Below are 25,933 nucleotides of genomic sequence, written 5' to 3' on the forward strand. Positions count from 1 at the left end.
GATTGCTGTTCAGCTGCCTGCACGGGCTGGCTTTCGGTCGTCTGCACGGCGTCGTCAGCAGAGGCTTTCGCGGCCGCTGCTTTCTTCGCTTTGGCGCGGGCAATTGCGGCCTCAACGGCTGCCTTACGCGGATCGACCGACGCGGCTTCCGGCTGTTCGTTTACCTGTACGGATTGCTGTTCAGCTGCCTGCACGGGCTGGCTTTCGGTCGTCTGCACGGCGTCCGCAGCAGACGCTTTCGCGGCCGCCGCTTTCTTCGCTTTGGCGCGGGCAATTGCGGCCTCAACGGCTGCCTTGCGCGGATCGACCTGTGCGGCTTCCGGCTGTTCGCTTACCTGTACGGATTGCTGTTCAGCTGCCTGCACGGGCTGGCTTTCGGTCGTCTGCACGGCGTCGTCAGCAGAGGCTTTCGCGGCCGCCGCTTTTTTCGCTTTGGCGCGAGCAACTGCCGCCTCAACCGCTGCCTTGCGCGGATCGACCGGTGCGGCGGCTGCCTGAACGGGTTGCGCCTGGGCTGCCGCTTCGCCTTCCGTCGTCGCTTTTTTCGCTTTGGCACGCGCGATAGCCGCTTCGACCGCTGCCTTACGCGGATCGCCTGCCTGACGCGTTGCCGGCTCGGTCTCGGACTGCTTTTCAGCCTGCTGCGCGCGCGCCTGCGCTTTCCGCGCTTCACGCTGCGCTACGGCCGCCGCAGTTTCCGCAGCCAATGCGTCTTCGCTGGTTGTCGTCTGCTTCGCTTTCACCCGCTCCAGCGCCGCTTCGACCTCGCCGCGATCCCGCTGGCTAACGGTGCGTTTTGCCTGCTGATGACGGTTTTCACGCGCCAGCTTTTCACGTTCCAGACGGGCCTGGCGTGCTTCAAAGCGCGCTTTTGCCTGCGCGGTGCGCTCCGCTTCCAGATCGATAGCGCGGATCTCCGCTTTTTCCTGGCGGTAATACTGCACCAGCGGAATATTGCTGGGGCAGACATAGGCGCAGGCGCCGCACTCAATGCAGTCGTCAATATTGTGCTCGCGCGCCTTATCGTGGTCGCCGCCCCGGCTGTACCAGTAAAGCTGCTGCGGCAGCAGGGCCGCCGGGCAGGCGTCCGCACAGGCGCTACAGCGAATGCAGGATTTTTCCTCTTCGCTATCGCCCATCTCGCTGGCGGAAGGGGCCAGGATGCAGTTGGTGATTTTCACCACCGGCACGTCCAGCGTCGGCAGCGTAAAGCCCATCAGCGGGCCGCCCATCACCACCATCTGGCCGGGGCCTGGCGTAAAGTCGGCCTGCTGTAACAGATGACTGATGGGCGTGCCGATGCGTCCCCAGACGTTGCCTGGGCGCTTAACTGCTTCGCCGGTCAGGGTCACCACGCGCTCGGTTAGCGGTTCGCCGTCGATAATGGCGCGTTTAACCGCCCAGGCGGTGCCGACGTTCTGCATCAGCACGCCGATATCGGTGGAGCGGCCGCCGTGCGGCACCTCCAGCCCGGTCAGAATTTTAGTGAGCTGCTTAGCGCCACCGGAAGGATATTTGGTCGGGATAACCCGGATCTGCATATCCGTCGCGCCGCCCAGCGCTTTTTTCAGCGCGGCGATCGCTTCCGGCTTATTGTCTTCGATGCCGATCAGCACGCGCTCGGCCTGCAAGACCCAGCCCAGGATGCGGCTGCCTTCGATGACCTCGTCCGCGCAGTCCTGCATCAGACGGTCATCGGCGGTGATATAGGGTTCGCACTCGGCCGCATTGATAATCAACGTTTTTACGCCGCGCAGCCCGCCTCTCAGCTTGGTAGCGGTAGGAAAGCCCGCGCCGCCAAGCCCGGCCACGCCGGCCTGATGAATACGCTCGACTATCGCCGCGCGCTCATGCTGGCGATAGTCGGCCAGCGGATTTTTTTCAATCCAGCGATCTTCGCCGTCCGGCGTGATAAAAATGCACATTTCCGCCAGCGCGGAAGGGTGCGCCGTCATATGAGGCGCAATATCGTCCACGGTGCCCGAAGTCGGCGCGTGTACCGGCAGCATCCGACCACGGCCAAACGTCAACGGCTGACCGCGCAGCACTTTATCACCCGGCTTCACCAGCATTTCGCCCTCGTGGCCGATATGCTGCTTAAGAGGAATAATAAAGTGGGAAGGCAGCGGCAGCTGGCGCAGCGGCGTGCGGCTGGACTGGGTTTTCATTTCCGGCGGATGAATACCGCCCTGAAAATCCCACAGCTTCTCTTTTTTAAACAGCTTGAACAGGTTACGCATGGCTTTCCACAGAAATGACTTTGACCGGGATAGTTTGCAGATCCCACTTCCAGTTTGCCGTTGTGGTGGCGACCGGACGCATCTCGATGCAGTCAGTCGGGCAGGGCGCGACGCAGAGATCGCAGCCCGTGCAGACATCGCTCAGCACGGTATGCATGGCGCGCGTGGCGCCGACGATGGCATCGACAGGGCAGGCCTGGATGCATTTGGTGCAGCCGATACAGTTTGCTTCGTCAATCCACGCGACTTTGCGCTCGGGTTCCCGTGCCGCTTCGTCGCCCAGCGGCTGTGGCTCGACGTTCAGCAGCGCGGCCAGCTTGAGCATGGTCTGTTCGCCGCCGGGCGCGCACTTGTTGATCTGCTCGCCGTTGTTGCCCACCGCATCCGCATAGGGGCGACAGCCGGGATAGCCGCACTGTCCGCACTGGCTTTGCGGCAAAATAGCGTCGATCTGCTCGACGATAGGATCTTCTTCAACTTTAAATCGGCGCGAGGCATAGCCCAGCAGGCCGCCGAAAATCAGGCCCAGCACGCTTAATACCGCCACCGCAATCCATACTGCACTCATCAGAATTTCACCAGACCGCTAAAGCCCATAAATGCCAGCGCCATCAAACCTGCGGTCACCAGCGCGATAGAGGAGCCTTTAAAAGGCGCAGGCACGTCGGCCAGCACCAGCCGCTCGCGGATACCGGCAAACAGCACCATCACCAGCGAAAAGCCGATCGAGGCGCTGAAGCCGTACAGCGCGGCCTGTAAAAAGGTATGGTTCAGGTTGACGCTCAGCAGCGGCACGCCAAGCACCGCGCAGTTAGTGGTAATCAGCGGCAGAAAAATGCCCAGCAGCCTGTAGAGATCCGGGCTGGTTTTACGCACCACCATTTCGGTGAACTGCACCACTACCGCGATCACCAGGATATAGGCCATGGTGCGCAGATAAACCAGATCCAGCGGCAGCAGGATCAGATGATTCACCAGCCATGCGCAGATCGAGGCCAGGGTGATCACAAAAGTCGTGGCGAGTCCCATGCCAATCGCCGTTTCCAGTTTTTTGGAAACGCCCATAAAGGGACAGAGGCCGAGAAACTTCACCAGGACGAAGTTATTCACCAGCACTGTGCCAATAAAAAGAAGCAGGTAGTCGGTCATTTTTACGCCTGAGAAAAAATAAAAGCGGCTTATTATCGGTCATTCGCGGCCGGACAACAACATCAGCGCGCCGTAGAGCAGCAACGACCGCACGGAGGATTAAATTATCGCCTGTTTTTTCGACACCGAATGCGCCAGAAAGCGTGATTAAAGCGTGCAGTATAGCGGAAGGTGGCAGGCCGACCGTCAACGTAGCCTGTCAGAGATAAAAAAACCGGGCGTTGCTCAGGCGAGCGGCAACGGCAGCCCGCCTTGATACAGGTTCAGGTTATAAAAACGCTGAGGATGGTACAGCGCGCCCGCGGGGGGAAGAGCTGCAGACTGGAGCAGGTAACAGGATCAGAACGGAAAACCTAAACGACATAATGCCAGACGGATTTGGGTACGCAGCCGAGATCGAACAGACGTCCACCCGAAGCCAGTTCAGCACGACGATGATCGGCGGCGCGATACATATCCATAATCTCTTTATTATCGGTCAGAGAATAGTTGAGATGATCAAACAGCTTCTCCAGGGTATCCGGAGAGCTTACTTTACGAAATTTTAACAGATAGTCTTGAACTGTCATGGTTGCCGTTATGATAAGAAATGAGGAGTTTTAAGTATATGACCAGGCAAGGGGCTGTCTATAGTAGAAAATGCACATTCCCGGTAAATTCAGAATAAAGAGTAAGGCATTTCCGCATCCTGCCGCCGTGATTGTCGACTTTAATTAGCATTTGCCCGACTCTTGTTAATAAATGTTATCAGTGTTAATAACTGGATCCAACGGGATGTGGTATTGCTCACAAAATAACGTTTTGCTCTTGCTACAGGCTATTTACGTAAGTCGGCAGATACAGTGCTTCTCATTGTAATCGCTTTCATGAAGCAGACGGATAAGCGCTTATCTTTATTACACTTATTTAACAATGACTTTTCCGCCTTGATGCATATTTTATCCATATTCCTTTCTTCACTGAAAATCCCTGCCGTTTTGCCCCGCCTTAATTGCTGAATTTTGTGAGCATTGTCGTAAATGTTTTTTTCTGGCTGAGCCACCCTTAAGCGGCAATCACACCCGGATAATGACCCCCGTCAGAGGAACAGACCTATGTGGAAACGTTTACTTTTAACCACGCTGATTGGCGCGGCGCTGAGCGGTAACGCGCTGGCAGAAAACCTAACGGTTGGCTTTTCTCAGGTTGGCTCCGAATCGGGCTGGCGAGCGGCGGAAACCAGCATGGCCAAAAGCGAAGCGCAAAAACGCGGCATCACGCTGAAAATTGCCGACGGACAGCAAAAGCAGGAGAACCAAATCAAAGCGGTGCGCTCGTTTATCGCGCAGGGCGTGGACGCCATCTTTATCGCGCCCGTGGTACAAACAGGGTGGGAACCGGTGCTTGAGGAAGCTAAAGACGCCAAAATCCCCGTGTTCCTGCTGGATCGCGCCATCGTGGTAAAAGATAAATCGCTCTATATGTCCGTCGTCACGGCGGATAACGTGCTGGAAGGCAAGCTGATTGGCGACTGGCTGGTCAAAGAGCTGGCCGGTAAACCCTGTAATGTTGTGGAGCTACAGGGCACCGTCGGCGCCAGCGTGGCGATAGATCGCAAAAAAGGCTTTGCCGAAGCCATTGCTAACGCGCCCGGCATTAAAATTGTGCGCTCGCAGTCCGGAGACTTTACCCGCAGCAAAGGTAAAGAAGTCATGGAGAGCTTTATTAAAGCGGAAAACAACGGCAAGAACATCTGCATGGTTTACGCCCACAATGACGATATGGCGATTGGTGCCATTCAGGCCATTAAAGAAGCCGGCCTTAAGCCGGGCAAAGATATTCTGACCGGCTCGATTGATGGCGTGCCGGATATTTACAAGGCGATGCTGGCAGGCGAGGCTAACGCTAACGTCGAGCTGACGCCTGATATGGCCGGCCCGGCATTCGACGCGCTGGAGAAATTCCGCAAGAACGGCACCCAGCCGCCAAAAATTATCAAAACCGAATCGAGGCTCTTTTTGCCAGCCGACGCCCAGGCCCAGCTGGATAAGAAAAAAGGAATGGGTTACTGACACCTTTGCCGTCCGCTTGTCGGACGGCGCTGCTTTCGAGGCCAGCCATGACCAGCTCATCGCAAACATTGCCGCTGCTCAGCATCAGCGGACTGAGTAAAAGTTTTCCCGGCGTCAAAGCGCTGGCAGGCGTTTCTTTCGATCTACAGGGCGGTGAAATCATGGCGCTGCTGGGCGAGAACGGCGCGGGTAAATCCACCCTGATTAAAGTGTTGACCGGCGTTTACCGGCGCGATGCGGGCACCGTTACGCTGGCGGGCCAGGCTATCGATCCGCGCAGCACGGCGGAGGCCCAGCAGGCGGGGATAGGTACCGTCTATCAGGAGGTCAATCTGTTGCCCAACATGTCGGTCGCGGACAACCTGTTTATCGGGCGCGAACCGCGTCGGCTGGGGATGATCGATCGTCGCCGCATGAATAAAGAGGCGCGAACGCTGCTGCACAATTACGGCTTTGAGCTGGACGTGACGCGCCCGCTTGGACACTATTCGGTTGCGATGCAGCAGATTATCGCTATCTGCCGCGCGGTCGATCTCTCCGCACAGGTGCTGATCCTGGATGAGCCAACGGCCAGCCTGGACGCCAGCGAAGTGACGATGCTGTTTACGCTGATGAACCAGCTGCGCGCGCGCGGCATGGGGTTGATTTTCGTTACCCATTTTCTGGACCAGGTATACAAAATTTGCGATCGCATCACCGTGCTGCGCAACGGCCAGTTTGTTGCTACGCGAGAAACGCACGCGCTGCCGCAAATCGAGCTGATTAAGCTGATGCTGGGGCGCGAACTGCTGGAAACCGCCCTTCAACGCGCGGGCAGCACCTTAAAAAGCCATCAGCCGGTGGTGGAGTTCAAAGATTACGGCAGGAAAGGGACGATAGAGCCCTTCAGCCTTAGCGTTCGTCCCGGCGAGGCCGTTGGCCTTGCCGGTCTGCTGGGCTCCGGACGCACGGAAACCGCAGAGCTGCTGTTCGGCATTAAAAGCGCCGACAGCGGCAGCGCCTTCATCAGAGGAAAACCTCGCTCTATCCGCACGCCCGCGCAGGCCTCGCGCGCGGGGATCGGCTTCTGTCCCGAAGATCGCAAAACCGACGGCATTATCGGCGCGGCCTCCGTGCGGGAAAATATCATTCTGGCGCTACAGGCCCAACGCGGCTGGCTCAGACCTATCGCCAGGCGCGAGCAGCAGCAGATAGCCGAACGCTATATCAAAAGCTTAGGCATTCGGACGCCGCATGCCGAACAGCCGGTGGAGCTGCTGTCCGGCGGCAATCAGCAAAAGGTGCTGCTCTCCCGCTGGCTGGTGACCAAACCGCAGTTTCTGATCCTGGACGAGCCGACGCGCGGCATTGACGTTGGCGCGCACGCGGAGATTATCCGGCTAATCGAAACGCTTTGCGCGGATGGCCTGGCGCTGCTGGTTATCTCTTCCGAACTGGAGGAACTGGTCGGCTATGCGGACAGGGTGATTATCCTGCGGGATCGCCGACAGGTTGCGGAGATCCCCCTGGAGGATCTCTCCGTCACCGCTGTGGTTAAGGCGATAGCCGCCGGAGGAACCCATGCTTGAGACAAGGCTGATGAAAAAAACCGCTTCGGGACGGAAACTTCCGCCGGGCATGCCGCAGCTCGCCGCGCTGATCCTGGTGCTGCTGGCGGACAGCCTGGTGGCAAACAACTTCTTTGCCGTGCATCTTCAGGACGGGCGGCTGTTCGGCAGCCCGATTGATATTCTTAATCGGGCCGCGCCGGTAGCGCTGCTTTCAATCGGCATGACGCTGGTGATTGCCACTGGCGGCATCGACCTGTCGGTAGGCGCGGTGATGGCGATTGCCGGTGCCACGGCGGCCACGCTGACCGTTTCCGGACACAGCCTGCCGGTCATCGTGCTCGCCTCGCTGGGCAGCGGGCTGCTGTGCGGCTTGTGGAACGGCGTGCTGGTGGCGCTGTTAAAAATCCAGCCTTTTGTGGCGACGCTGATTTTAATGGTGGCCGGGCGCGGCGTTGCCCAGCTGATTACCCAGGGGCAAATCGTCACCTTTAACAGCGACTCGCTGGCGCAGCTGGGCAGCGGCACGCTGTTGCTGCTGCCGGTGCCGGTATGGATAACCCTGGTCGTGGCCCTGCTGGTCTGGCTGCTGGCAAGAAAAACCGCGCTGGGCATGTTTATCGAAGCGGTGGGGATTAACCTGCGCGCCGCGCGCAACGCCGGGGTCAACGGCTGGGCGGTGGTGATGACAACCTATATCATCAGCGGACTGTGTGCCGCCGTGGCGGGGCTGATTGTCGCGGCGGATATTCGCGGCGCGGACGCCAACAATGCCGGGCTGTGGCTGGAGCTGGACGCTATCCTCGCCGTGGTTATCGGCGGCGCTTCGCTGCTGGGCGGCCGGTTTAACCTGCTGCTGTCGCTGCTGGGCGCGCTGACTATTCAGGCCATGAATACCGGTATTCTGCTTTCCGGCTTTCCGCCGGAGCTGAACCAGGTGGTCAAGGCCGTGGTGGTAATGGCGGTGCTGCTGCTGCAATCGCCCGCCTTTCTGCAACTGTTTAAGCGAGGTCGCCGTGATTAAACGCTATTTGCCGTTAATGATTACGCTGCTGGTGTTTGTGGCGGGCTACCTGTTCTGCCTGGCGCAGTATCCCGGCTTCGCCTCCACCCGCGTGATCGCCAATATCCTGACCGATAACGCCTTTTTAGGGATTATTGCCGTTGGCATGACCTTTGTGATCCTCTCCGGCGGCATCGATCTGTCGCCAGGCGCGGTGATCGCTTTTACCGGCGTTTTTCTGGCGCGGGCCATTGGCGATTTTCATCTCGATCCCTGGCTGGCGTTTGCGCTGGTGATGGTGCTTGGCTCGGCATTCGGCGCGCTGATGGGCTGGCTGATCGACGCGCTGAAAATGCCTGCTTTTATTATCACGCTGGCTGGCATGTTTTTTCTGCGCGGCAGCAGCTATCTGGTGTCGGAAAGCTCTATCCCCATCGATCATCCGCTGTACGGCACGCTCTCTTCGCTGGCCTGGAAAATTCCCGGCGGCGGGCGGCTCAGCCTGCTGGCGCTGATTATGCTGGTTGTGGTCGCGGCGGGGATCCTGCTGGCGCACCGTACGCGCTTTGGTAACGAAGTCTATGCTATTGGCGGGAATATCACCTCCGCGCGCCTGATGGGCATCGGCACGCGCAGCGCTACCGTACGCATCTATATGCTCTCTTCTGCGCTGGCGACGCTGGCGGGCATCGTGTTTTCGATCTATACCTCGGCCGGTTACGCGCTGGCGGGCATGGGCGTAGAACTGGACGCCATCGCGTCGGTGGTGATCGGCGGCACGCTGCTCTCCGGCGGCGTCGGCACGGTGCTCGGCACGCTCTTTGGCGTGCTGATCCAGGGGTTAATCCAGACCTGGATTAACTTTGACGGTACGCTCAGCTCATGGTGGACCAAAATCGCCATTGGCATCCTGCTGTTTGCTTTTATCGCGCTGCAAAGGCTGCTGACGGCAGTCTGGGATCGCCAGCAGAATGCGCCGGTGAAGCGTCTGAGCTGACTCGACTATTTTTTGCCGAAGAGGTAAACCGCACTGATTTATCGTGATTGTAATCACAGTATGCCCCGTCGGCAGTTGTGGGAACGGCCGTCGCGGGCTTAGTGTCATCCACGGCAGGGCGTAACCGCAGGGCGGGCGAAACCTGAAAAAAGAGCGTGAAATATTCCGCTTTTTTTTCAGGTTTTTTTTCGCCTGTTAGTCAGGGAAGGCATCGCAGCAGCACGCGTGATAACGCACCAGGAGGGGGTATGCAGAACGGCATCAATTTTCAGCTCATGGCCAAGCCTCCCGGCGCGGCCTGCAATCTTCGCTGTGATTACTGCTTTTATCTGGAAAAAATCCAGCTTTATCCGCAGCATACCGCGCACAGAAAAATGGATGACGCGACGCTGGAAAACTATATTCGTCAGACCATTGCAGCCCAGCACGCGCCCGTCGTCGACTTTATCTGGCAGGGCGGCGAACCAACGCTGGCGGGCATCGATTTCTACCGTCGAGCGCTCGAACTTCAGCAGCGTTACGCTCAGGGCCGGCAAATCAATAATTTTTTCCAGACCAACGGCGTCAATCTTAACGACGACTGGGCGCGCTTTTTCAAACGGCACCGCTTTCTGGTGGGGCTTTCGCTGGATGGCGACAGCATCACGCACGACCGCTACCGGCGTTCGCGTGCGGGCAAAGGCACCTTTAACGAGGTAATGGCCGGGCTGGCCTGCCTGAAACGTCACCATGTCGACTTTAACACGCTAACGGTAGTCAACGCCGATAACGTCGACAGGCCAAAGGAGATTTACCATTTTTTGCGCCGCGCAGGCAGCCGCTATATGCAGTTTATTCCGCTGGTGGAGCGGCGAGCGTCCGAGCCGGACGCCAGCGGCCTGACGCTGGTCACGCCGGATTTCAAAGGCGACTGCCGGGTCGCGCCCTGGTCCGTACCCGCGCTGGCTTACGGCCGCTTTCTTAACGCGATTTTCGACCACTGGGCGCAGCACGATATCGGCGCCATTTTTGTGATGAATTTTGAACAGATGCTGGCGAAGCTGGTCGGCCAGCCCGGCATCTGCGTACAGAGCGAAACCTGCGGCGGTAATCTGGTGGTAGAGGCGCAGGGCGATATCTATTCCTGCGACCATTTTGTTTATCCGCAGCACCGGCTGGGCAATATCAACCATGATGTTTTACGCACGCTGGTGAACGGCGAGAAGCAGCGCGCGTTCGGCCAGCGCAAGCTGACCCAGCTGAATCAGGCCTGCCTGCGCTGCGACGCCAGATCGCTTTGCCATGGCGGCTGCCCCAAACATCGTTTTCTGTATGCCGAAGGCGACTGGCCGCAAAACTATTTCTGCGCGGGGCTGGCGTTGCACTACAGGCACGTGCTGCCGGTGATGCAGCAGATACTCTCGCTGGCGCAGCAGGGAGAAAGCGCGACGCAGCTGCAAAAAAGCATCCGGCGATTTTACCAGGGGCTGCGCTCCTGAACCAAACGGACGAGCGCGCAGGTCGTCGCCGTCCGGTTACCGTCACGGAGGATAAAGTTATGAAGAAAACAACCTTAACCGCGCTGGCGCTCTGCTGCCCGGTATTATATCAACCCGCTACGGCGGCCCCGCCGCCTGCGGCAGGCGCGTCGGCAAAACCCAATATCGTTTATATCCTGCTGGACGATCAGCGCTACGACGCCTTCGGTTTTATTAACCCGCGGATCAAGACGCCGCATATGGATGAGATCGCCCACAACGGCACCTGGTTTAAAAACGCTTTTGTTACCACGTCGCTCTCTTCGCCCAGTCGGGCTTCTATTCTTACCGGGATGTACGCGCATAACCATGGCGTAGCGGACAATAATCCGACCGATCTTTCGCGGCTACGCTATTTTCCGGAGCTGCTGCAAAAGAGCGGCTATCAGACCGCCTTTTTTGGCAAATGGCACTTCGGCGGCGCAGACAGCACGGCGAAAGCGGGTTTTGCCGGATTTGACCGTTGGGTAGGGCTGCTGGGCCAGGGCGACTATTATCCCATCAATATGTTCGGCGAACCGGCGATGCTGAATATCGACGGTAAGCTCACGCCGCAACAAGGCTACATTACCGACGAGCTGACCGACTATACGCTGGACTGGCTTGACCATACCGACAAGTCCAGACCCTTTATGGTTTATCTGTCACACAAGGGCGTTCATGCCGATTTTTATCCCGCCGTGCGCGATAAGGGCAAACTTTCCAGTGTGACTTTCCCGCTGCCGGAGACGTGGGCCGATACGCAAGAAAACTACGTCGGCAAGCCAATGTGGGTAAAAAACCAGCGTAACAGCTGGCACGGCGTGGACTATCCCTATGACAGGAAAATGGATCTCCAGCAGTTCCAGCGCGACTACTATGAAACGCTGATGGCGGTGGACGACAGCGTGGGGCGCGTGCAGGCGTGGCTGAAGAAAAACGGCCTGGCCGATAACACCATCGTGATGGTGATGGGCGATAACGGCTTTATGTTCGGCGAGCATGGTCTGATCGATAAACGCGCCGCCTACGAGGAGTCGATGCGCGTGCCGCTGATAGCGTCCGGTCCCGGTTTCGCTAAGGGCAAAGTGGTCGAGGACGTGGTGGCGAACATTGATATCGCGCCGACCCTGCTGGATGCGGCGGGCATGGCAAAGCCGGCGAACTACGACGGCAGCAGCTTTCTCGGGCTGGGTACCGGCCGTAAAGATTTGCCGCCGCGTAAGGATTACTTCGTCTATGAATATTTCTGGGAATACAACTTTCCCTATACGCCGACTACCTTTGCCATTCGCACGCCGCAGTATAAATACATTCAGTACTACGGTATCTGGGATAAAGAGGAGCTGTACGATATCGCCAAAGATCCGCATGAGAAGCACAATCTGATCGACGATAAATCCAAAGCGATGATTGAAACCAAAATCGCGCTGCGCAAAAAGCTGTTTGACGGTCTGAAAGATCATCAGGGCAACAGTATTATTCCCTACAACGAGCGCACCAGTCAGGGCGTGGTGTTGCGTTATCGGGAAGGCGGAAAAAAAATGGCCGATTTTCCGGCGGAGTGGCTGCGTGGCGACAATCCCCGGGACAAATACGACGGCGTGCTGCCGGACCAGTATCAGAAAGAGAAAGCAGACGAGCAGGTGTTCGCCTCTTTTGAAAAAACGGAGGCGCTGATCCACCAAATGCTCCAGCAGCCAGCCCGATAACGGCGGAGAGCCCGTCCGGCGACAGATAAAATAAAAGCCCCGACGTCTCCGTTGGGGCTTTATAGGCTTGCCAGATCGGCAGGCTTAACGCTGGTTCAGCCGATAGTACGCCTCGTTCCAGCGCAGCGCGTCCTTAAAGCCGTGCAGCGTGGTTTCTTCGTCAATCACCAGCACCTCAATACCGTGCATTTCGCCGTACTGACGCATATCCTCCACCGTCAGCGCCTGGCTGAACACGGTATGGTGCGCGCCGCCGCCGAGGATCCAGGTTTCGGAGGCCGTTGCCAGCGAAGGCTGTGCGCGCCACAGAGCGCGGGCTACCGGCAGCTTCGGCAGCGGTTTTGGCTGCTCCACGGCGTCGACGACGTTCACCAGCAGGCGGAAGCGGTCGCCCATATCGATCACGCTGGCGTTTACCGCGCGTCCGGCTGGCGTGGAGAAAATCATGCGCGCCGGATCGGCCTTGCCGCCAATGCCCAGATACTGCACGTCAATCAGCGGACGGCTTTCTTTGGCGATGGAAGGGCAGACTTCCAGCATATGCGAACCCAGCACCAGCTCGTTGCCCGGCGAGAAGTGATAGGTGTAATCCTCCATAAAGGAGGTGCCGCCCGGCAGACCTGTCGCCATCACTTTAAAGATGTGCAGCAGCGCGGCGGTTTTCCAGTCGCCTTCGCCGGCAAAACCGTAGCCCTGGCCCATCAGTCGCTGTACCGCCAGGCCCGGCAGCTGGGTCATGCCGTGCAGGGTCTGGAAGTTGGTGGTGAACGCCATGCAGCCTTCGGCCTGCAAAAAGCTTTTGATCCCCAGCTCGATGCGGGCCGCATCCAGCACGTTCTGTCGCTTCTCGCCGTTGGCTGCCGCCGCTGGCGTAAAGTCATACAGGCTCTCGTATTCATCGATCAGCGCGTTGACGTCGCCATCGCTGACGCCGTTAATCACCTCCACCAGGTCGCCCACGCCCCAGCCGTTAACCGAGTAGCCGAACTGGATCTGCGCCGCCACCTTATCGCCTTCCGTTACCGCTACTTCGCGCATATTGTCGCCAAAGCGAGCGACCTTAAGCTGCGAGCTGGCCTGCTTAGCGGCAGCGGCGCGCATCCACTTGCCGATGCGCTCCTGGGCAGTTTTATCCTGCCAGTGGCCGGTGATCACGCTGTGCGGTAGCCGCATCCGCGCGCCGATAAAGCCGAACTCGCGGCCGCCGTGCGCGGTCTGGTTCAGGTTCATAAAGTCCATATCCATGCTGTCCCACGGGATCTCCGCGTTGAACTGGGTATGGAACTGCAACAGCGGCTTGTTCAGCACCGACAGGCCGCCAATCCACATTTTGGCGGGCGAAAAGGTATGCAGCCAGGTGATGATGCCTAAACACTCGTCGGCATAGTTCGCCTCGCGGCAGAGCGCCAGCGCCTCGTCAGGGCTTTTCACCAGCGGCTTGAGCTGAAGACGAAACGGCAGATTGCCGTCGCGGTTAAGCCCGTCCACCACCTGCTGAGCATGATGCTCCACCTGACGCAGCGTCTCACTTCCGTAAAGGTGCTGTGTACCGATAACAAACCAGACGCTGAGCGCATTGAGCTGAGCCATACTTTCTCCTTAACTGTTGAGCTGGCGCGGGGCGAACAGGGGTTCGGCCACGTCGCACCATTGAAGGTAACGCTGATAAAGCTGCTGATAGCGATCGACGCGGCTGGCGTCGGGCTGCAGCGTGGTAGCAATTGGGCTGGCCATTTTCTGCTGGGCGGCAGGCACGTCGGGATAGACGCCGGCGGCCACGGCGGCAAAAATCGCCGCGCCCAGCGCACAGCATTCGTCCGACGCGACGATATCCAGCGGTCGGTTCATCACATCGCAGCAGACCTGCATAATGGCCGGGGATTTACGGGCGATACCGCCCAGGGTCAGGATGTTTTCTACCGGAATATCCTGACGCTCGAAACATTCCATAATGGCGCGTGCGCCAAAGGCGGTGGCGGCGATAAAACCGCCGAACAGCGTGGCCGCGTCGGTGCCCAGGTTAAGATCGGTAATGACGCCTTTCAGGCGCTGATTGGCAAAAGGCGTGCGGCGGCCGTTAAACCAGTCCAGCACCACCGGCAGATGATCCAGCTGTGGATCGGCAGCCCAGGCCTGAGTTAATTCGTTAAGCAGATTTTTCTGTATCTCCGCCAGCTCCGCCTGAAGATGCGGGTGTTTTTCGGCGGCCTGAATTAGCGGCCAGCTGAGCAGGCGGCTGAACCAGGCGTACATATCGCCAAACGCCGACTGGCCCGCTTCCAGCCCGATCATATTCGGCACCACGCTGCCGTTAACCTGGCCGCAGATGCCGTCAATGGCGCGCTCACCGACGCGATCCACATCAGCGATCAGGATGTCGCAGGTTGAGGTGCCAATCACTTTTACCAGCGTGTAAGGCGTGGCGCCCGCGCCAACGGCGCCCATATGGCAGTCGAACTCGCCGCCGGAAATCATCACGCCAGACGGCACGCCAAGCCGCGTCGCCCATTCCGCCGTAATCTGCCCAACGGGCTGTTCGGCCGTCCAGGTTTCGCTGAACATCGGCGTATCCAGATGCTCCGTCAGCAGCGGATCCAGCGCGTTAAAGAAATCCGCGCCCGGCAGGCCGCCCCAGGCAGGATGCCACAGCGATTTATGCCCGGCGGCGCAGCGTCCACGGCGGATCGCTTCCGGCGCGGTAGTGCCGCTGAGCAGGGCGGGCACCCAGTCGCACAGCTCCACCCAGGCGACCGCCGCCTCGCGCACCGCTTTATCCTCACGGCTGACGTGCAGGATTTTTGCCCAGAACCACTCTGAGGAGTAGGTGCCGCCAATAAAGCGAGCGTAGTCCTCGAAACGCCCGCTGTGGCACAGCGCGGTAATTTCTTCCGCTTCTTTAATGGCCGTGTGATCTTTCCACAGCACAAACATGGCGTTGGGGTTTTCGGCGAATTCCGGACGCAGCGCCAGAACGTTGCCGTCGCGATCGATGGGCGCTGGCGTGGAGCCGGTGGAATCGACGCCGATCCCCACGATGTTTTGGCGCTGAGCGGGCGTTAATTTAGTGACAACGTCACTTATGGCCCGCTCAAAGGCGTCGATATAGTCCTGCGGATGATGACGGAACTGATTGATGCGGCTCTGGCTGTACAGACCCGCCTGCCAGCGCGGATAGGCGACGACTCCGGTTTGCAGCTCTTTACCGCTTGCACACTCTACTGCCAGCGCGCGTACGGAATCACTGCCAAAGTCCAGACCGATTGTGATGGCGTCCAACTGCATTTTTCTCTCCGGGCGGTCAATGAATACGATATGACTACCCTAAGAAATCGCGCGCCAGGCGGTTAGTCTAAAGAGCGCTGCAAATATGCACTTTTCTGTCGTCGCGCAGCGTTTTGTGACCAACTTCAAATGTTTGATTTGTGTTAATTTTGCTAAATATATGGATTAAACAGCTAAAAGCTCAGGGTGTGATAGCGCTCTCCCTTTCTACGCATCTTTACCATTACAACTAGCGCTTATCGGCGTCTGCGCTAATGCCGAATATGCTGGCGTTACAGCGTGCCAGGACCGAATGATACCGTTTACATTAAACCGCCAAAAGCGGGCACTGAGCCGGAGAGCCTCATGCACAAATTTACTCAGGCGTTAGCCATCGCTGGCCTCGCCGCCGTTATGTCACATTCAGCTATCGCTGACACCATGAAGCTGGGTTTTTTAGTCAAGCAGCCGGAAGAACCCTGGTTTCAGACCGAATGGAAGTTCGCCGATAAGGCGGGCAAAGATTTAGGCTTTGAGGTAATTAAAATCGCCGTGCCCGATGGTGAAAAAACGCTGAACGCTATCGACAGCCTGGCCGCAAGCGGCGCGAAGGGCTTTGTGATCTGCACGCCCGATCCCAAACTCGGTTCCGCCATCGTGGCGAAGGCCCGCAGTTACGATCTGAAAGTGATTGCCGTGGACGATCAGTTTGTTACAGCCAAAGGCAAACCGATGGATACGGTGCCGCTGGTGATGATGGCGGCAACCAAAATTGGCGAGCGTCAGGGGCAGGAACTCTATAAGGAGATGAAAAAGCGCGGCTGGGACGCGAAAGAAACGGGCGTCATGGCGATTACGGCGGACGAGCTGGATACGGCACGTCGCCGCACCAGTGGGTCAGTGGACGCGCTGAAGGCGGAAGGCTTCCCGGAAGCACAGATTTATAAAGTACCGACCAAATCCAACGATATCCCCGGCGCTTTCGACGCGGGCAACTCGCTGCTGGTGCAGCATCCGGAAGTGAAACACTGGCTGATTGTCGGCATGAACGACAACACCGTCCTCGGCGGCGTGCGCGCAACCGAAGGCCAGGGCTTTAAGGCGCCGGACGTGATCGGCATCGGCATTAACGGCGTGGACGCCATCAGCGAACTCTCCAAAGGCAAGGCGACCGGTTTCTTCGGTTCGCTGCTGCCAAGCCCGGACGTACACGGTTATAAAAGCATTCAGATGCTCCACGACTGGGTGACCAAAGACGCCGAGCCGCCGAAGTTTACCGAAGTCACCGACGTGGTGCTGATCACCCGCGACAACTTTAAAACCGAGCTGGCTAAAAAAGGCCTGATGTAATCGGACGGGGGCCGCACTGCGGCTCCCGGCGCACCTTATAGCGAGGAATGACCATGGCATCCCCGTATCTGAGCTTTCACAATATCGGCAAAACCTTTCCCGGCGTTAAGGCGCTGACGGATATCAGCTTCGACTGCGCGGCGGGCCAGGTGCACGCCCTGATGGGCGAAAACGGCGCGGGCAAATCGACGCTGCTGAAGATCCTGAGCGGCAGCTATCAGCCGTCCAGCGGCGAAATCCGCCTGAAAGGCCAGCCGGTTAATTTTGCCAACACGCTCGACGCGCTGAACGCGGGCGTGGCGATTATCTATCAGGAACTGCACCTGGTGCCGGAAATGTCGGTAGCGGAGAACATCTATCTGGGCCAGCTGCCGCAGCGCGCGGGCTTTGTTAACCGCTCGCTGCTGCGCTACGAGGCGGGATTACAGCTAAAAAACTTAGGGATGGATATCGATCCCGATACGCCGCTGAAGTCGCTGTCGCTTGGCCAGTGGCAGATGGTGGAAATCGCCAAGGCGCTGGCGAGGAATGCCAAAGTCATCGCTTTTGACGAGCCGACCAGCTCGCTCTCCGCCCGTGAAATCGAGCAGCTGTTCCGCGTGATCCGCCAGCTGCGCGACGAGGGCAAAGTGGTGCTGTATGTTTCGCACCGCATGGAAGAAATCTTCGCGCTCAGCGATGCCATTACCGTCTTTAAAGACGGCCGCTACGTGCGGACCTTTCAGGATGTTGGCGCCACCAGCCATGATGAACTGGTGCAGGCAATGGTTGGCCGCGAAATTGGCGATATTTACGGCTACGCGCCGCGTAAAACCGGCGAGGTGCGCCTGAAGCTGGATAACGTGCAGGCCAAAGGCGTGCGGACGCCGATCTCGCTGGAGGTGCGCGCGGGAGAAATCGTCGGTCTGTTTGGCCTGGTGGGCGCGGGCCGCAGCGAATTGCTGAAAGGGCTGTTCGGCGGCACGCGCATCAGCGGCGGCGAAGTGCAGCTTGACGGCAAAGCGTTAACCATTCGTGAGCCGTCCGACGCTATCCGCGCCGGGATCCTGCTCTGTCCGGAGGATCGCAAGGCGGACGGCATCATCGCGGTGCATTCCGTGCGCGACAACATCAATATCAGCGCGCGGCGCAATAACCTCACCGCAGGCTGCCTGATCGACAACCAGTGGGAAAGTAAAAACGCCGCCAGCCATATTCGCTCGCTGAATATTAAAACGCCCGGCGCCGACCAGCTAATCATGAATCTTTCCGGCGGTAATCAGCAGAAGGCGATCCTGGGACGCTGGCTGTCGGAAGAGATGAAAGTGATCCTGCTGGACGAGCCAACGCGAGGCATTGACGTCGGCGCCAAGAATGAAATTTACCGTTTGATTTACGCGCTGGCGGAAGAGGGCATCGCCGTGCTCTTCGCCTCCAGCGATTTACCGGAAGTGATGGGGCTGGCCGATCGCATTCTCGTGATGCGCGAGGGCGCCATCGCGGGCGAGCTGAGCCATCAGGAAGCCACCGAAGCCCTGACGCTGGCGCTTGCCATGCCGAAAACCACGCAGCGCGTAGCCTGACTTAAGGAGTCAATCATGTCTTTAACTACCTCTTCCGCCACGCCGCCAACGCAGCGCGTCAACCTGAGCCGCATCTGGGATAATTTCGGGATGCTGGTGGTGTTTGCCGTGCTGTTTATCGGCTGCACGATCTTTGTGCCCAACTTCGGCACGCTGATTAATATGAAAGGGCTGGGCCTGGCGATGTCGATGTCCGGCATGGTGGCCTGCGGCATGTTATTCTGCCTGGCCTCCGGCGACTTCGATCTCTCGGTCGCCTCGGTGATTGCCTGCGCCGGCGTCACCGCCGCCGTAGTGATCAATATGACGGAAAGCCTGTGGATCGGCATTGCGGCGGGCCTGCTGTTGGGCGTGCTCTGCGGGTTCGTCAACGGCTTCGTGATCGCCAAACTGAAAATCAACGCGCTGATCACCACGCTGGCGACGATGCAAATCGTGCGCGGCCTGGCCTATATTTTCTCTGACGGCAAGGCCGTGGGCATTGAAGACGAACGTTTCTTCGCGCTGGGCTACGCCAGCTGGCTGGGCGTTCCGGCACCGGTCTGGCTGACCATCGGCACGCTGATTGTCTTTGGCTTTCTGCTGAACAAAACCACCTTTGGCCGCAACACGCTTGCTATCGGCGGCAACGAAGAAGCGGCTCGCCTGGCTGGCGTACCGGTAGTGCGCACGCGTATCATCATTTTCATTCTTTCCGGGCTGGTTTCCGCCGCGGCGGGCATTATCCTCGCTTCGCGCATGACCAGCGGCCAGCCGATGACCTCGCTGGGCTATGAGCTGATCGTTATCTCCGCCTGCGTGCTGGGCGGCGTCTCGCTGAAGGGCGGCATCGGCAAAATCTCCTACGTGGTGGCGGGCGTGCTGATCCTGGGCACGGTGGAAAACGCGATGAACCTGCTGAATATCTCGCCGTTCTCGCAGTATGTGGTGCGCGGCCTGATCCTGCTGGCGGCAGTGATTTTCGACCGCTACAAACAAAAAGCCAAAACGGCCTGAGGAGGCGTTATGTATCATCGTCTGGCGCCGGTGGCGCAATCCAATCCGCTGCTGCCCGGCTATCCCTTTAACGCCTGGCTGGTGGCGGGCCTGACGCCAATCGGCGCGGGCGATCCGCTCGACTTCTTTATCGATCGGCCCTCCGGGATGAAAGGCTATATCATCAACCTGACCATCAAGGGCCGTGGCCAGGTCTTCAGCGGCGAAGAGGCGTTTGAGTGCGAGCCGGGCGATCTGCTGCTGTTTCAGCCTAAAACCTCGCACTACTACGGCCGCTCGCCGGAGAGCGACTGCTGGCACCATCGCTGGATCTACTTCCGCCCGCGCGCCTACTGGAGCAGCTGGCTGGTGTGGCAGGATGAGAAGCGCGGCGTCGGCAGGCTGCGGCTGCCCGAACGGCTGTGGGGCGAGTTCGAACGGCTGTTTACCACCATTGAGCAGACGCACACCTCCGGCAAACGCTTTGCGGAAGAGCTGGCGATGAACCTGCTGGAAAGGCTGCTGCTGCGCGCGGTGGAAGAAGATCCGCGCAGCCATCAGCAGATCCGCGATCCGCGTATCATCGAAGCCTGCCAGTACGTGACCAACAACCTGGCGGGCGAGCTGAAGATTGACGAGGTCGCCAACCACGTGTGCCTGTCGCCGTCGCGGCTGGCGCACCTGTTCCGCGAGCAGATGGGCATCAATCTGCTGCGCTGGCGAGAGGATCAGCGCATCATTCGCGCCAGGCTGCTGTTGCAGACCACTCAGGAGCCTATCGCCACCGTGGGGCGCATTGTGGGCTATGACGATCAGCTCTATTTTTCCCGCGTGTTTCGCAAGCGCGTAGGCGTCAGCCCCAGCGATTTCCGTCGTCGCTCGCTGGACGCCGACACGCTGGTGACGCGCGAAAGCTGGGATCTGCTGAGCGCCAGTCAGTAACTTTCTTATAACATTCAGCCTAATCCGTCTTGTCCTTGCCCGAACGATAGTCTTAAATCATTCGGGTAAGCGACAAGAGGAATTGACATGAACGACACTATTCGCGTTGGCCTGGTGGGCTACGGCTTTGCCAGCAAGACGTTTCACGCGCCCCTAATCAGCGGCACTTCCGGCATGGAACTGGCCGCCGTATCCAGCAGCGACGCTGCTAAAGTACATGCCGACTGGCCCACCGCCACGGTCGTGGCCGAACCGCAGGCGCTGTTCGATGACCCATCCATTAAGCTGATTGTTATTCCCACCCCTAACGACACCCATTTCCCGCTGGCCAAAGCCGCGCTTAACGCAGGCAAGCACGTGGTGGTGGACAAGCCCTTTACCGTGACACTGTCACAGGCGCGCGAGCTGGAAGCGCTGGCGGCCGCCAAAGGCCTGCTGCTGTCGGTCTTTCATAACCGCCGCTGGGACAGCGATTTCCTGACCCTGAAAACGCTGCTGGCAGAAGGCACGCTGGGCGAAGTGCGCTACTTTGAATCCCATTTTGACCGTTTCCGGCCGGAAGTGCGCAACCGCTGGCGCGAGCAGAAGGGCGCGGGCAGCGGCATCTGGTACGATTTAGGGCCGCACCTGATCGACCAGGCGCTCCAGCTGTTCGGTTCGCCGGTGGCGATTAATGTGGATCTGGCGGAGCTACGCACGGGCGCGCAGACTACCGACTATTTCCACGCCGTACTGACCTATCCAAAGCGTCGGGTGGTGCTGCATGCCAGCATGCTGGCGGCGGCGGAATCGCCACGCTATCAGGTACACGGCACGCGCGGCAGCTATGTAAAATATGGTCTGGATCCGCAGGAAGACAGCCTGAGAGCGGGCGCGCGTCCGCCGCAGGAAGAGTGGGGCTACGATATGCGCGACGGCGTGGTCACGCTGGCTAACGGCGAAATGATGGCGGAAGAGACGCTGCTGACCACGCCGGGCAACTATCCGGCCTATTACGCCGGCATTCGCGACGCCATCAACGGCGACGGCGCGAATCTGGTGACGGCGCAGGAAGCGATTCAGGTGATGGAGCTGATCGAACTGGGCCTGCAATCCGCCGAGAAGCGTCAGACCCTGTCGCTGAAGTAGTCTTATGGCACTGCAGCAGGCTTAGCGAAAACTGCCCCGGCGCGCTGCCGGGCAGTTTTAGCGATCAGGCCGCTACGCTGGCGCGGATCGCCTCTTTTTCCGCTTCGCTTAAGAAAGCGATTTTCAGGCCGTTTTCCTGGGCGGTACGGATCTGCTGCTGGCTCAGGCCTGCCTGCGGCGCGGCGATTTTGTATTCGTGCCCAATCTCAATACCCTGCACGGCAGGATCGTCAGTATTGATGGTCGCCAGAATGCCGTGATCCAGGAACGTCGCCAGCGGATGGTGCAGCAGCGAAGAGACGGTGCTGGTCTGGATATTGGAGGTCAGACAGGACTCAATGCCGATCCCTTTTTCCGCCAGGTAATCCATCAGTTTTGCATCTTCTACCGCTTTCACGCCGTGACCAATACGCTCGGCGCCCAGCTCGTGGATCGCCTGCCAGATGCTTTCCGGCCCTGCTGCTTCACCGGCATGAACGGTAATACGCAGGCCAGCGTCGCGCGCGCGGGTAAAGTGGCTTAAAAACTGGCTGCCGGGGAAGCCCAGCTCGTCGCCAGCCAGATCCAGCGCGGTGATGGCGTCACGGTGCGCCAGCAGCGCCTCCAGCTCCAGCAGACAGGCTTCTTCGCCAAAGGTGCGGCTCATAATGCCGATCAGGCGTACGGTAATGTTGTGCTTTTCGCAGCCCGCGCGTACGCCGTCAATAACGGCTTCCACCACGCCCGCGATCGGCAGGTTGTGGGTCATCGCCATATAGCCGGGAGAAAAACGCAGTTCCGCATAGTGGATACCGGCGCGGGCGGCGTCTTCAACGTTCTCCATCGCGATACGGCGGCAGGCTTCCAGCGAGCCAAGCACCTTGACGCCCCAGTCCAGCTTTTGCAGAAAGCTGACCAGATCCGGCTCGTTTTTCATTACCTGCACGTGCGGGCGCAGCGTTTCCAGCGTGGTGGCGGGCAGCGTAAGGTTAAATTCACGGCCTAAATCAAGAATGGTTTGTGCACGGATATTGCCGTCAAGATGGCGATGGATATCGGTAAGGGGAATACGGGAATCAATCATGGCGGTGCACTCTGTAGTGATAAAAGTGCATAACAGTATAAAAACATTCCGCGCTGCTGTACCAGCGAATTGCGCGATTGTCGGGCCAACTGCCGATTAATTGCCCGCTGGCGCAATAAAAAACCGTACCGGCCTTGCGCACGGTACGGTTGGTAGCTTAACGATGGGGTTACTGCTGCGGCATTGCCGCCGGTTCGCCGCCCAGCATATAGCGGGCAAAGAACTGGTCGAGCGTCATTTTCTCGCCGTTCATCGTAACCTGGCCGCTCGCATACTGTAGGCTGGTGACGATATTGTTGTCCTGCTGTTTGGTCAGACGGAACATCTGGCCCATTGCGGCCACGCCTTTCACCTGCTGATCGGCCAGCTTAGCGGCTTCTTCCTGCTTATAGCCTTCCGCCATAGCAACCTGCGTCATCATCTCCGTGGCCATATCCATAGAGATAGTCAGCTTGCCGTCCAGCGTTTTCAGCACGTTATCCAGCGCCTGGCTCAGGGTTTGCGGCTGCGGCGCACCGGCAACGCGATCTTTAAAGTGCACGGAAAGGTTAAAGTTGCTTTCGCCTTTGGCGTTTTTCCAGCTCAGCGGCGCAATAGTGATGACCGGGTTACCTTTCAGCAGCAGCGGCAGGTTGGCATTGAGGATTTCGCCGATACGCTGCTGATAAAGCGCAAAGTTATCGCTCACGCCCGGTTCGTTCATCAGCGCCTGCACCTGGCTTTGATAGTTATCGCTGAAGGCCTTAAGACCGTCGGCGTCAAACTGGGAAAGCTTGAGCGACAGTTTGACCTGACCGAAGTCCCGATCGCGGATTTTCATCGCGTCCAGCGCAAGGTCGGTGGTGCCGGAAACCTGATTGTTCACGCTATCGTAAGCGGAGTTCAGCTTAATGCCGTGCAGTTCAAAAGAGGGCTGGCCGTTTACGGTCGAGCTGAGCTTATCCAGGCTGCTTTTCTGATCGCCAATGCGCAGGCCCTGGGCGTTAAGGTGCGTTTTGCCGTCCAGGGTCAGGCCGTTCAGGGTAAACATAACCGGCATATTAAGCTGATTGCGCATGGTCAGCACCAGGCTTTCCAGCTTGCCGTCGTAATCAACCTTATCGCCTTTTTTATCGGCGCTGAGGTTGATGGTGCCGCCGTTAGAGGCAAAGCGCTCACCGGTCTGGGCATTGGTATAGTCCAGCGGCAGCAGCTTAATAACGGAAGCGGTCGCGCCGCCGTAGCCTACGCGGGTTTCCGCCTGCAACGCCGACTTGCCTTTAGCCATCTCAAACAGCTTTTTCACCGCGTCGGTATTTTCGAGCTGGGTATGTACCGAAGCCATGCTGGGGATCAGATTGAATTTTTTCAGCTGGGCGAAAGGGAAAGGGCCGTGATCGATTTTTTCGTCAAATACCACGCTCTGGCCCGGCTTCAGCGGCGAAGTATCTTCGGTCTGTGAGTCAGACTGGACAACCAGGCGCAGCGAGCTGCTGAAAACGCCGCGCTGCCAGTCCTGATAGCTTACCTTCAGGCGGCTGTTCGGTGCCAGCGCGTTCAGGCGAGCGTTGGCCTCCTGCACCAGTTCATCCCTGTTCTTTTCCAGCTGTTTACCGGTAAACCACGCCGTACCGGTCCAAATCACGCCAAGAGCGACAATCACGCCCACCGCTACTTTTGTTTTTTTCATCTGTAAAATCGTCCTTTTTTAAGTCACCGATGCCGACAATCGCATCCGGCGCAATCCGGCAAGAAAAACGTTTCTGTATAACAGGTTAATTATGATAGCAACTGTGGCTCGCGGCGTCAGCCGCAATCTGGCTTCCGTGCGTAATGTAAAAAGAATGCGGCAGGTTGCCAGAATAAATGCGGGCCAGACAGAAAGAAAAAAAAGTATTAACTCTGTGTTATATGAAAGAAATTTTCGGCGGCGGCGAAATGCGATAAGGACGACCGGCTCGCAAAATGTTAAATTATTGTATGTCATACTATGGCCCGCGCAAAACGCCCGGACGGGCAAGTTGGGTTTCATCATAACCAGTAAAGGAGAGAGACATGGCCGCCAACCGCATTGAAAAAGATTCAATGGGTTCCATCGAAGTGCCGGCAGATAAACTTTGGGGCGCGCAAACGCAGCGTTCTCTGGAGCATTTTCGCATCTCCAGCGAAAAGATGCCTGTTGAACTGGTGCACGCGCTGGCGTTAACCAAACGCGCAGCGGCGAAGGTGAACAGCGATCTGGGCCTGCTGCCCGCAGAACGCTCGCAGGCGATAGTGCAGGCTGCCGACGAGGTTCTGGCCAACCAGCACGCAACCGAGTTTCCGCTGGCTATCTGGCAGACCGGTTCCGGTACCCAGACCAATATGAATATGAATGAAGTCCTGGCCAACCGCGCCAGCGAGATCCTGGGCGGCGAGCGCGGCATGTCGCGTCTGGTGCACCCTAACGACGACGTTAACAAGAGCCAAAGCTCTAACGACGTTTTTCCTACCGCCATGCACGTTGCTGCCGTTATCGCGCTGAAAGAGCACCTGATCCCTCAGCTGAAAGTGCTGCAAAAAACGCTGGATGAAAAAGCACAGGCCTATAAGGACATCGTGAAGATTGGCCGTACCCATCTTCAGGACGCCACGCCGCTGACGCTGGGCCAGGAGATTTCCGGCTGGGTGGCCATGCTGAAGCACAATCTGACGCATATTGAGCAGAGCATTCCGCACGTGGCGGAGCTGGCGCTGGGCGGCACGGCGGTTGGTACCGGGCTGAACACGCACCCGGAATATGCGGTACGCGTAGCCAAAGAGCTGGCGGAGCTGACTAAGCAGCCTTTCGTCACCGCGCCAAACAAATTTGAAGCGCTGGCAACCTGCGACGCGCTGGTGCACGCGCACGGTTCGCTGAAAGGACTGGCGGCCTCGTTAATGAAGATCGCTAACGACGTGCGCTGGCTCTCTTCCGGCCCTCGCTGCGGTATCGGCGAGATCGCCATCCCGGAAAACGAACCGGGCAGCTCTATCATGCCAGGTAAAGTGAATCCGACGCAGTGTGAAGCGATGACCATGCTTTGCTGTCAGGTGATGGGCAACGACGTTGCAGTCAATATGGGCGGCGCGTCCGGTAATTTTGAGCTTAACGTTTATCGTCCAATGATTATTCATAATTTCCTGCAATCGGTGCGGATGCTGGCGGACGGTATGGACAGCTTTAATCACCATTGCGCCGTAGGCATTGAGCCGAACCGCGATCGTATTTCACAACTACTGAATGAATCGCTGATGCTGGTAACGGCGTTGAATACCCATATCGGTTACGACAAAGCGGCGGAAATTGCCAAAAAAGCGCACAAAGAAGGCCTGACGCTGAAAGCGTCCGCGCTGAAGCTGGGCTACCTAACGGAAGAAGAGTTTGACCTTTGGGTCAGGCCGGAAGAGATGGTCGGCAGCATGAAAGCGTAATAGCTGAATAAGAGCGGAAATGTTT

The 25,933-nt window shown here is 58.3% G+C and carries 20 protein-coding genes; 12 read left to right on the plus strand and 8 right to left on the minus strand.

Going from position 1 to position 25,933, the window contains the following annotated elements; translation table 11 throughout:
• From rsxC to ydgT, 4 genes are all read right to left on the minus strand, one after another.
• A partial coding sequence (gene rsxC / locus AB3U87_RS04755; RefSeq protein WP_394148576.1) for an electron transport complex subunit RsxC occupies positions 1-2,240 on the minus strand: 2,240 nt, incomplete at its 3' end.
• Entirely contained in the window at positions 2,233-2,808 is a 576-nt protein-coding gene (gene rsxB / locus AB3U87_RS04760) for an electron transport complex subunit RsxB (protein WP_125290113.1), read from the minus strand. The genes rsxC and rsxB, both read right to left, overlap by 8 nt.
• Positions 2,808-3,389, minus strand: a complete 582-nt coding sequence (gene rsxA, locus AB3U87_RS04765; RefSeq protein ID WP_034914646.1) for an electron transport complex subunit RsxA — start codon at positions 3,387-3,389, stop codon at positions 2,808-2,810. Before rsxA ends, rsxB begins: the two co-directional genes overlap by 1 nt.
• 353 nt (positions 3,390-3,742) lie before the next feature.
• Positions 3,743-3,958, minus strand: a complete 216-nt coding sequence (gene ydgT, locus AB3U87_RS04770; RefSeq protein ID WP_125290112.1) for a transcription modulator YdgT — start codon at positions 3,956-3,958, stop codon at positions 3,743-3,745.
• 525 nt (positions 3,959-4,483) lie between these two features.
• Between ydgT and ytfQ the strand changes: the two genes are divergently transcribed.
• The 6 genes from ytfQ to AB3U87_RS04800 all read left to right on the plus strand — a co-directional run bounded on the left by ytfQ (position 4,484) and on the right by AB3U87_RS04800 (position 12,195).
• A complete protein-coding gene (gene ytfQ, locus AB3U87_RS04775) occupies positions 4,484-5,440 on the plus strand; it encodes a galactofuranose ABC transporter, galactofuranose-binding protein YtfQ (protein WP_125290111.1) in 957 nt (318 codons plus the stop codon).
• Between the two features lie 47 nt (positions 5,441-5,487).
• A complete protein-coding gene (ytfR, locus tag AB3U87_RS04780; protein WP_253454358.1) occupies positions 5,488-7,008 on the plus strand; it encodes a galactofuranose ABC transporter, ATP-binding protein YtfR in 1,521 nt (506 codons plus the stop codon).
• Complete coding sequence (gene ytfT / locus AB3U87_RS04785) at positions 7,001-8,011, plus strand: galactofuranose ABC transporter, ATP-binding protein YtfT (protein ID WP_253454357.1); 1,011 nt, start codon at positions 7,001-7,003, stop codon at positions 8,009-8,011. The genes ytfR and ytfT overlap by 8 nt, the downstream gene beginning before the upstream one ends.
• A complete protein-coding gene (yjfF, locus tag AB3U87_RS04790; RefSeq protein WP_253454356.1) occupies positions 8,004-8,987 on the plus strand; it encodes a galactofuranose ABC transporter, permease protein YjfF in 984 nt (327 codons plus the stop codon). Before ytfT ends, yjfF begins: the two co-directional genes overlap by 8 nt.
• Before the next feature lie 248 nt (positions 8,988-9,235).
• Complete coding sequence (locus tag AB3U87_RS04795; RefSeq protein ID WP_394148581.1) at positions 9,236-10,465, plus strand: anaerobic sulfatase maturase; 1,230 nt, start codon at positions 9,236-9,238, stop codon at positions 10,463-10,465.
• Between the two features lie 59 nt (positions 10,466-10,524).
• Positions 10,525-12,195, plus strand: coding sequence for a sulfatase family protein (locus AB3U87_RS04800; RefSeq protein WP_394148583.1), 1,671 nt, complete (start codon positions 10,525-10,527; stop codon positions 12,193-12,195).
• Between the two features lie 84 nt (positions 12,196-12,279).
• On the opposite strand, the gene araA is transcribed toward AB3U87_RS04800, so the two are convergent.
• A complete protein-coding gene (gene araA, locus AB3U87_RS04805; protein ID WP_301250963.1) occupies positions 12,280-13,785 on the minus strand; it encodes an L-arabinose isomerase in 1,506 nt (501 codons plus the stop codon).
• A 9-nt stretch (positions 13,786-13,794) separates the two neighbouring features.
• Complete coding sequence (locus tag AB3U87_RS04810; RefSeq protein WP_253454353.1) at positions 13,795-15,477, minus strand: ribulokinase; 1,683 nt, start codon at positions 15,475-15,477, stop codon at positions 13,795-13,797.
• A gap of 345 nt (positions 15,478-15,822) precedes the next feature.
• Here AB3U87_RS04810 and AB3U87_RS04815 point away from each other — a divergent pair, with 345 nt between their 5' ends.
• The 5 genes from AB3U87_RS04815 to AB3U87_RS04835 all read left to right on the plus strand — a co-directional run bounded on the left by AB3U87_RS04815 (position 15,823) and on the right by AB3U87_RS04835 (position 21,413).
• On the plus strand, positions 15,823-16,806 hold the full coding sequence (locus AB3U87_RS04815) for an arabinose ABC transporter substrate-binding protein (RefSeq protein WP_125290104.1): 984 nt from the start codon (positions 15,823-15,825) through the stop codon (positions 16,804-16,806).
• A gap of 47 nt (positions 16,807-16,853) precedes the next feature.
• On the plus strand, positions 16,854-18,368 hold the full coding sequence (gene araG, locus AB3U87_RS04820; protein ID WP_125290103.1) for an L-arabinose ABC transporter ATP-binding protein AraG: 1,515 nt from the start codon (positions 16,854-16,856) through the stop codon (positions 18,366-18,368).
• Positions 18,369-18,383: 15 nt separating this feature from the next.
• On the plus strand, positions 18,384-19,364 hold the full coding sequence (araH, locus tag AB3U87_RS04825) for an L-arabinose ABC transporter permease AraH (RefSeq protein WP_253454351.1): 981 nt from the start codon (positions 18,384-18,386) through the stop codon (positions 19,362-19,364).
• A 9-nt stretch (positions 19,365-19,373) separates the two neighbouring features.
• A complete protein-coding gene (gene araC / locus AB3U87_RS04830) occupies positions 19,374-20,285 on the plus strand; it encodes an arabinose operon transcriptional regulator AraC (RefSeq protein WP_125290101.1) in 912 nt (303 codons plus the stop codon).
• A gap of 87 nt (positions 20,286-20,372) precedes the next feature.
• A complete protein-coding gene (locus AB3U87_RS04835) occupies positions 20,373-21,413 on the plus strand; it encodes an oxidoreductase (RefSeq protein ID WP_394148586.1) in 1,041 nt (346 codons plus the stop codon).
• A 64-nt stretch (positions 21,414-21,477) separates the two neighbouring features.
• Here AB3U87_RS04835 and add read toward each other — a convergent pair whose 3' ends face one another.
• Both add and AB3U87_RS04845 read right to left on the minus strand, forming a co-directional pair.
• The gene (add, locus tag AB3U87_RS04840) at positions 21,478-22,476 is read right to left on the minus strand and encodes an adenosine deaminase (RefSeq protein WP_301250959.1); all 999 of its coding nucleotides are present in this window, start codon (positions 22,474-22,476) and stop codon (positions 21,478-21,480) included.
• A 169-nt stretch (positions 22,477-22,645) separates the two neighbouring features.
• Positions 22,646-24,145 carry a YdgA family protein gene (locus AB3U87_RS04845; protein WP_394148587.1) on the minus strand — a complete coding sequence of 500 codons (1,500 nt, stop codon included), beginning with the start codon at positions 24,143-24,145 and terminating at the stop codon, positions 22,646-22,648.
• Positions 24,146-24,510: 365 nt separating this feature from the next.
• On the opposite strand from AB3U87_RS04845, the gene fumC reads away from it, so the two are divergent.
• Positions 24,511-25,908, plus strand: coding sequence for a class II fumarate hydratase (gene fumC / locus AB3U87_RS04850; RefSeq protein ID WP_253454347.1), 1,398 nt, complete (start codon positions 24,511-24,513; stop codon positions 25,906-25,908).
• Positions 25,909-25,933 lie beyond the last annotated feature (25 nt).

It is taken from the genome of Erwinia plantamica, assembly GCF_043420595.1.
Lineage (GTDB): Bacteria > Pseudomonadota > Gammaproteobacteria > Enterobacterales > Enterobacteriaceae > Erwinia > Erwinia aeris.

What these genes read in the sequence shown, in the direction of transcription:
- rsxB (WP_125290113.1), bottom strand. Translation starts at nt 2,808, where the DNA reads ATGAGTGCAGTATGGATTGCGGTGGCGGTATTAAGCGTGCTGGGCCTG.
- rsxA (WP_034914646.1), bottom strand. Translation starts at nt 3,389, where the DNA reads ATGACCGACTACCTGCTTCTTTTTATTGGCACAGTGCTGGTGAATAAC.
- ydgT (WP_125290112.1), bottom strand. Translation starts at nt 3,958, where the DNA reads ATGACAGTTCAAGACTATCTGTTAAAATTTCGTAAAGTAAGCTCTCCG.
- ytfQ (WP_125290111.1), top strand. Translation starts at nt 4,484, where the DNA reads ATGTGGAAACGTTTACTTTTAACCACGCTGATTGGCGCGGCGCTGAGC.
- ytfR (WP_253454358.1), top strand. Translation starts at nt 5,488, where the DNA reads ATGACCAGCTCATCGCAAACATTGCCGCTGCTCAGCATCAGCGGACTG.
- ytfT (WP_253454357.1), top strand. Translation starts at nt 7,001, where the DNA reads ATGCTTGAGACAAGGCTGATGAAAAAAACCGCTTCGGGACGGAAACTT.
- AB3U87_RS04795 (WP_394148581.1), top strand. Translation starts at nt 9,236, where the DNA reads ATGCAGAACGGCATCAATTTTCAGCTCATGGCCAAGCCTCCCGGCGCG.
- AB3U87_RS04800 (WP_394148583.1), top strand. Translation starts at nt 10,525, where the DNA reads ATGAAGAAAACAACCTTAACCGCGCTGGCGCTCTGCTGCCCGGTATTA.
- araA (WP_301250963.1), bottom strand. Translation starts at nt 13,785, where the DNA reads ATGGCTCAGCTCAATGCGCTCAGCGTCTGGTTTGTTATCGGTACACAG.
- AB3U87_RS04810 (WP_253454353.1), bottom strand. Translation starts at nt 15,477, where the DNA reads ATGCAGTTGGACGCCATCACAATCGGTCTGGACTTTGGCAGTGATTCC.
- AB3U87_RS04815 (WP_125290104.1), top strand. Translation starts at nt 15,823, where the DNA reads ATGCACAAATTTACTCAGGCGTTAGCCATCGCTGGCCTCGCCGCCGTT.
- araG (WP_125290103.1), top strand. Translation starts at nt 16,854, where the DNA reads ATGACCATGGCATCCCCGTATCTGAGCTTTCACAATATCGGCAAAACC.
- araH (WP_253454351.1), top strand. Translation starts at nt 18,384, where the DNA reads ATGTCTTTAACTACCTCTTCCGCCACGCCGCCAACGCAGCGCGTCAAC.
- araC (WP_125290101.1), top strand. Translation starts at nt 19,374, where the DNA reads ATGTATCATCGTCTGGCGCCGGTGGCGCAATCCAATCCGCTGCTGCCC.
- AB3U87_RS04835 (WP_394148586.1), top strand. Translation starts at nt 20,373, where the DNA reads ATGAACGACACTATTCGCGTTGGCCTGGTGGGCTACGGCTTTGCCAGC.
- add (WP_301250959.1), bottom strand. Translation starts at nt 22,476, where the DNA reads ATGATTGATTCCCGTATTCCCCTTACCGATATCCATCGCCATCTTGAC.
- AB3U87_RS04845 (WP_394148587.1), bottom strand. Translation starts at nt 24,145, where the DNA reads ATGAAAAAAACAAAAGTAGCGGTGGGCGTGATTGTCGCTCTTGGCGTG.
- fumC (WP_253454347.1), top strand. Translation starts at nt 24,511, where the DNA reads ATGGCCGCCAACCGCATTGAAAAAGATTCAATGGGTTCCATCGAAGTG.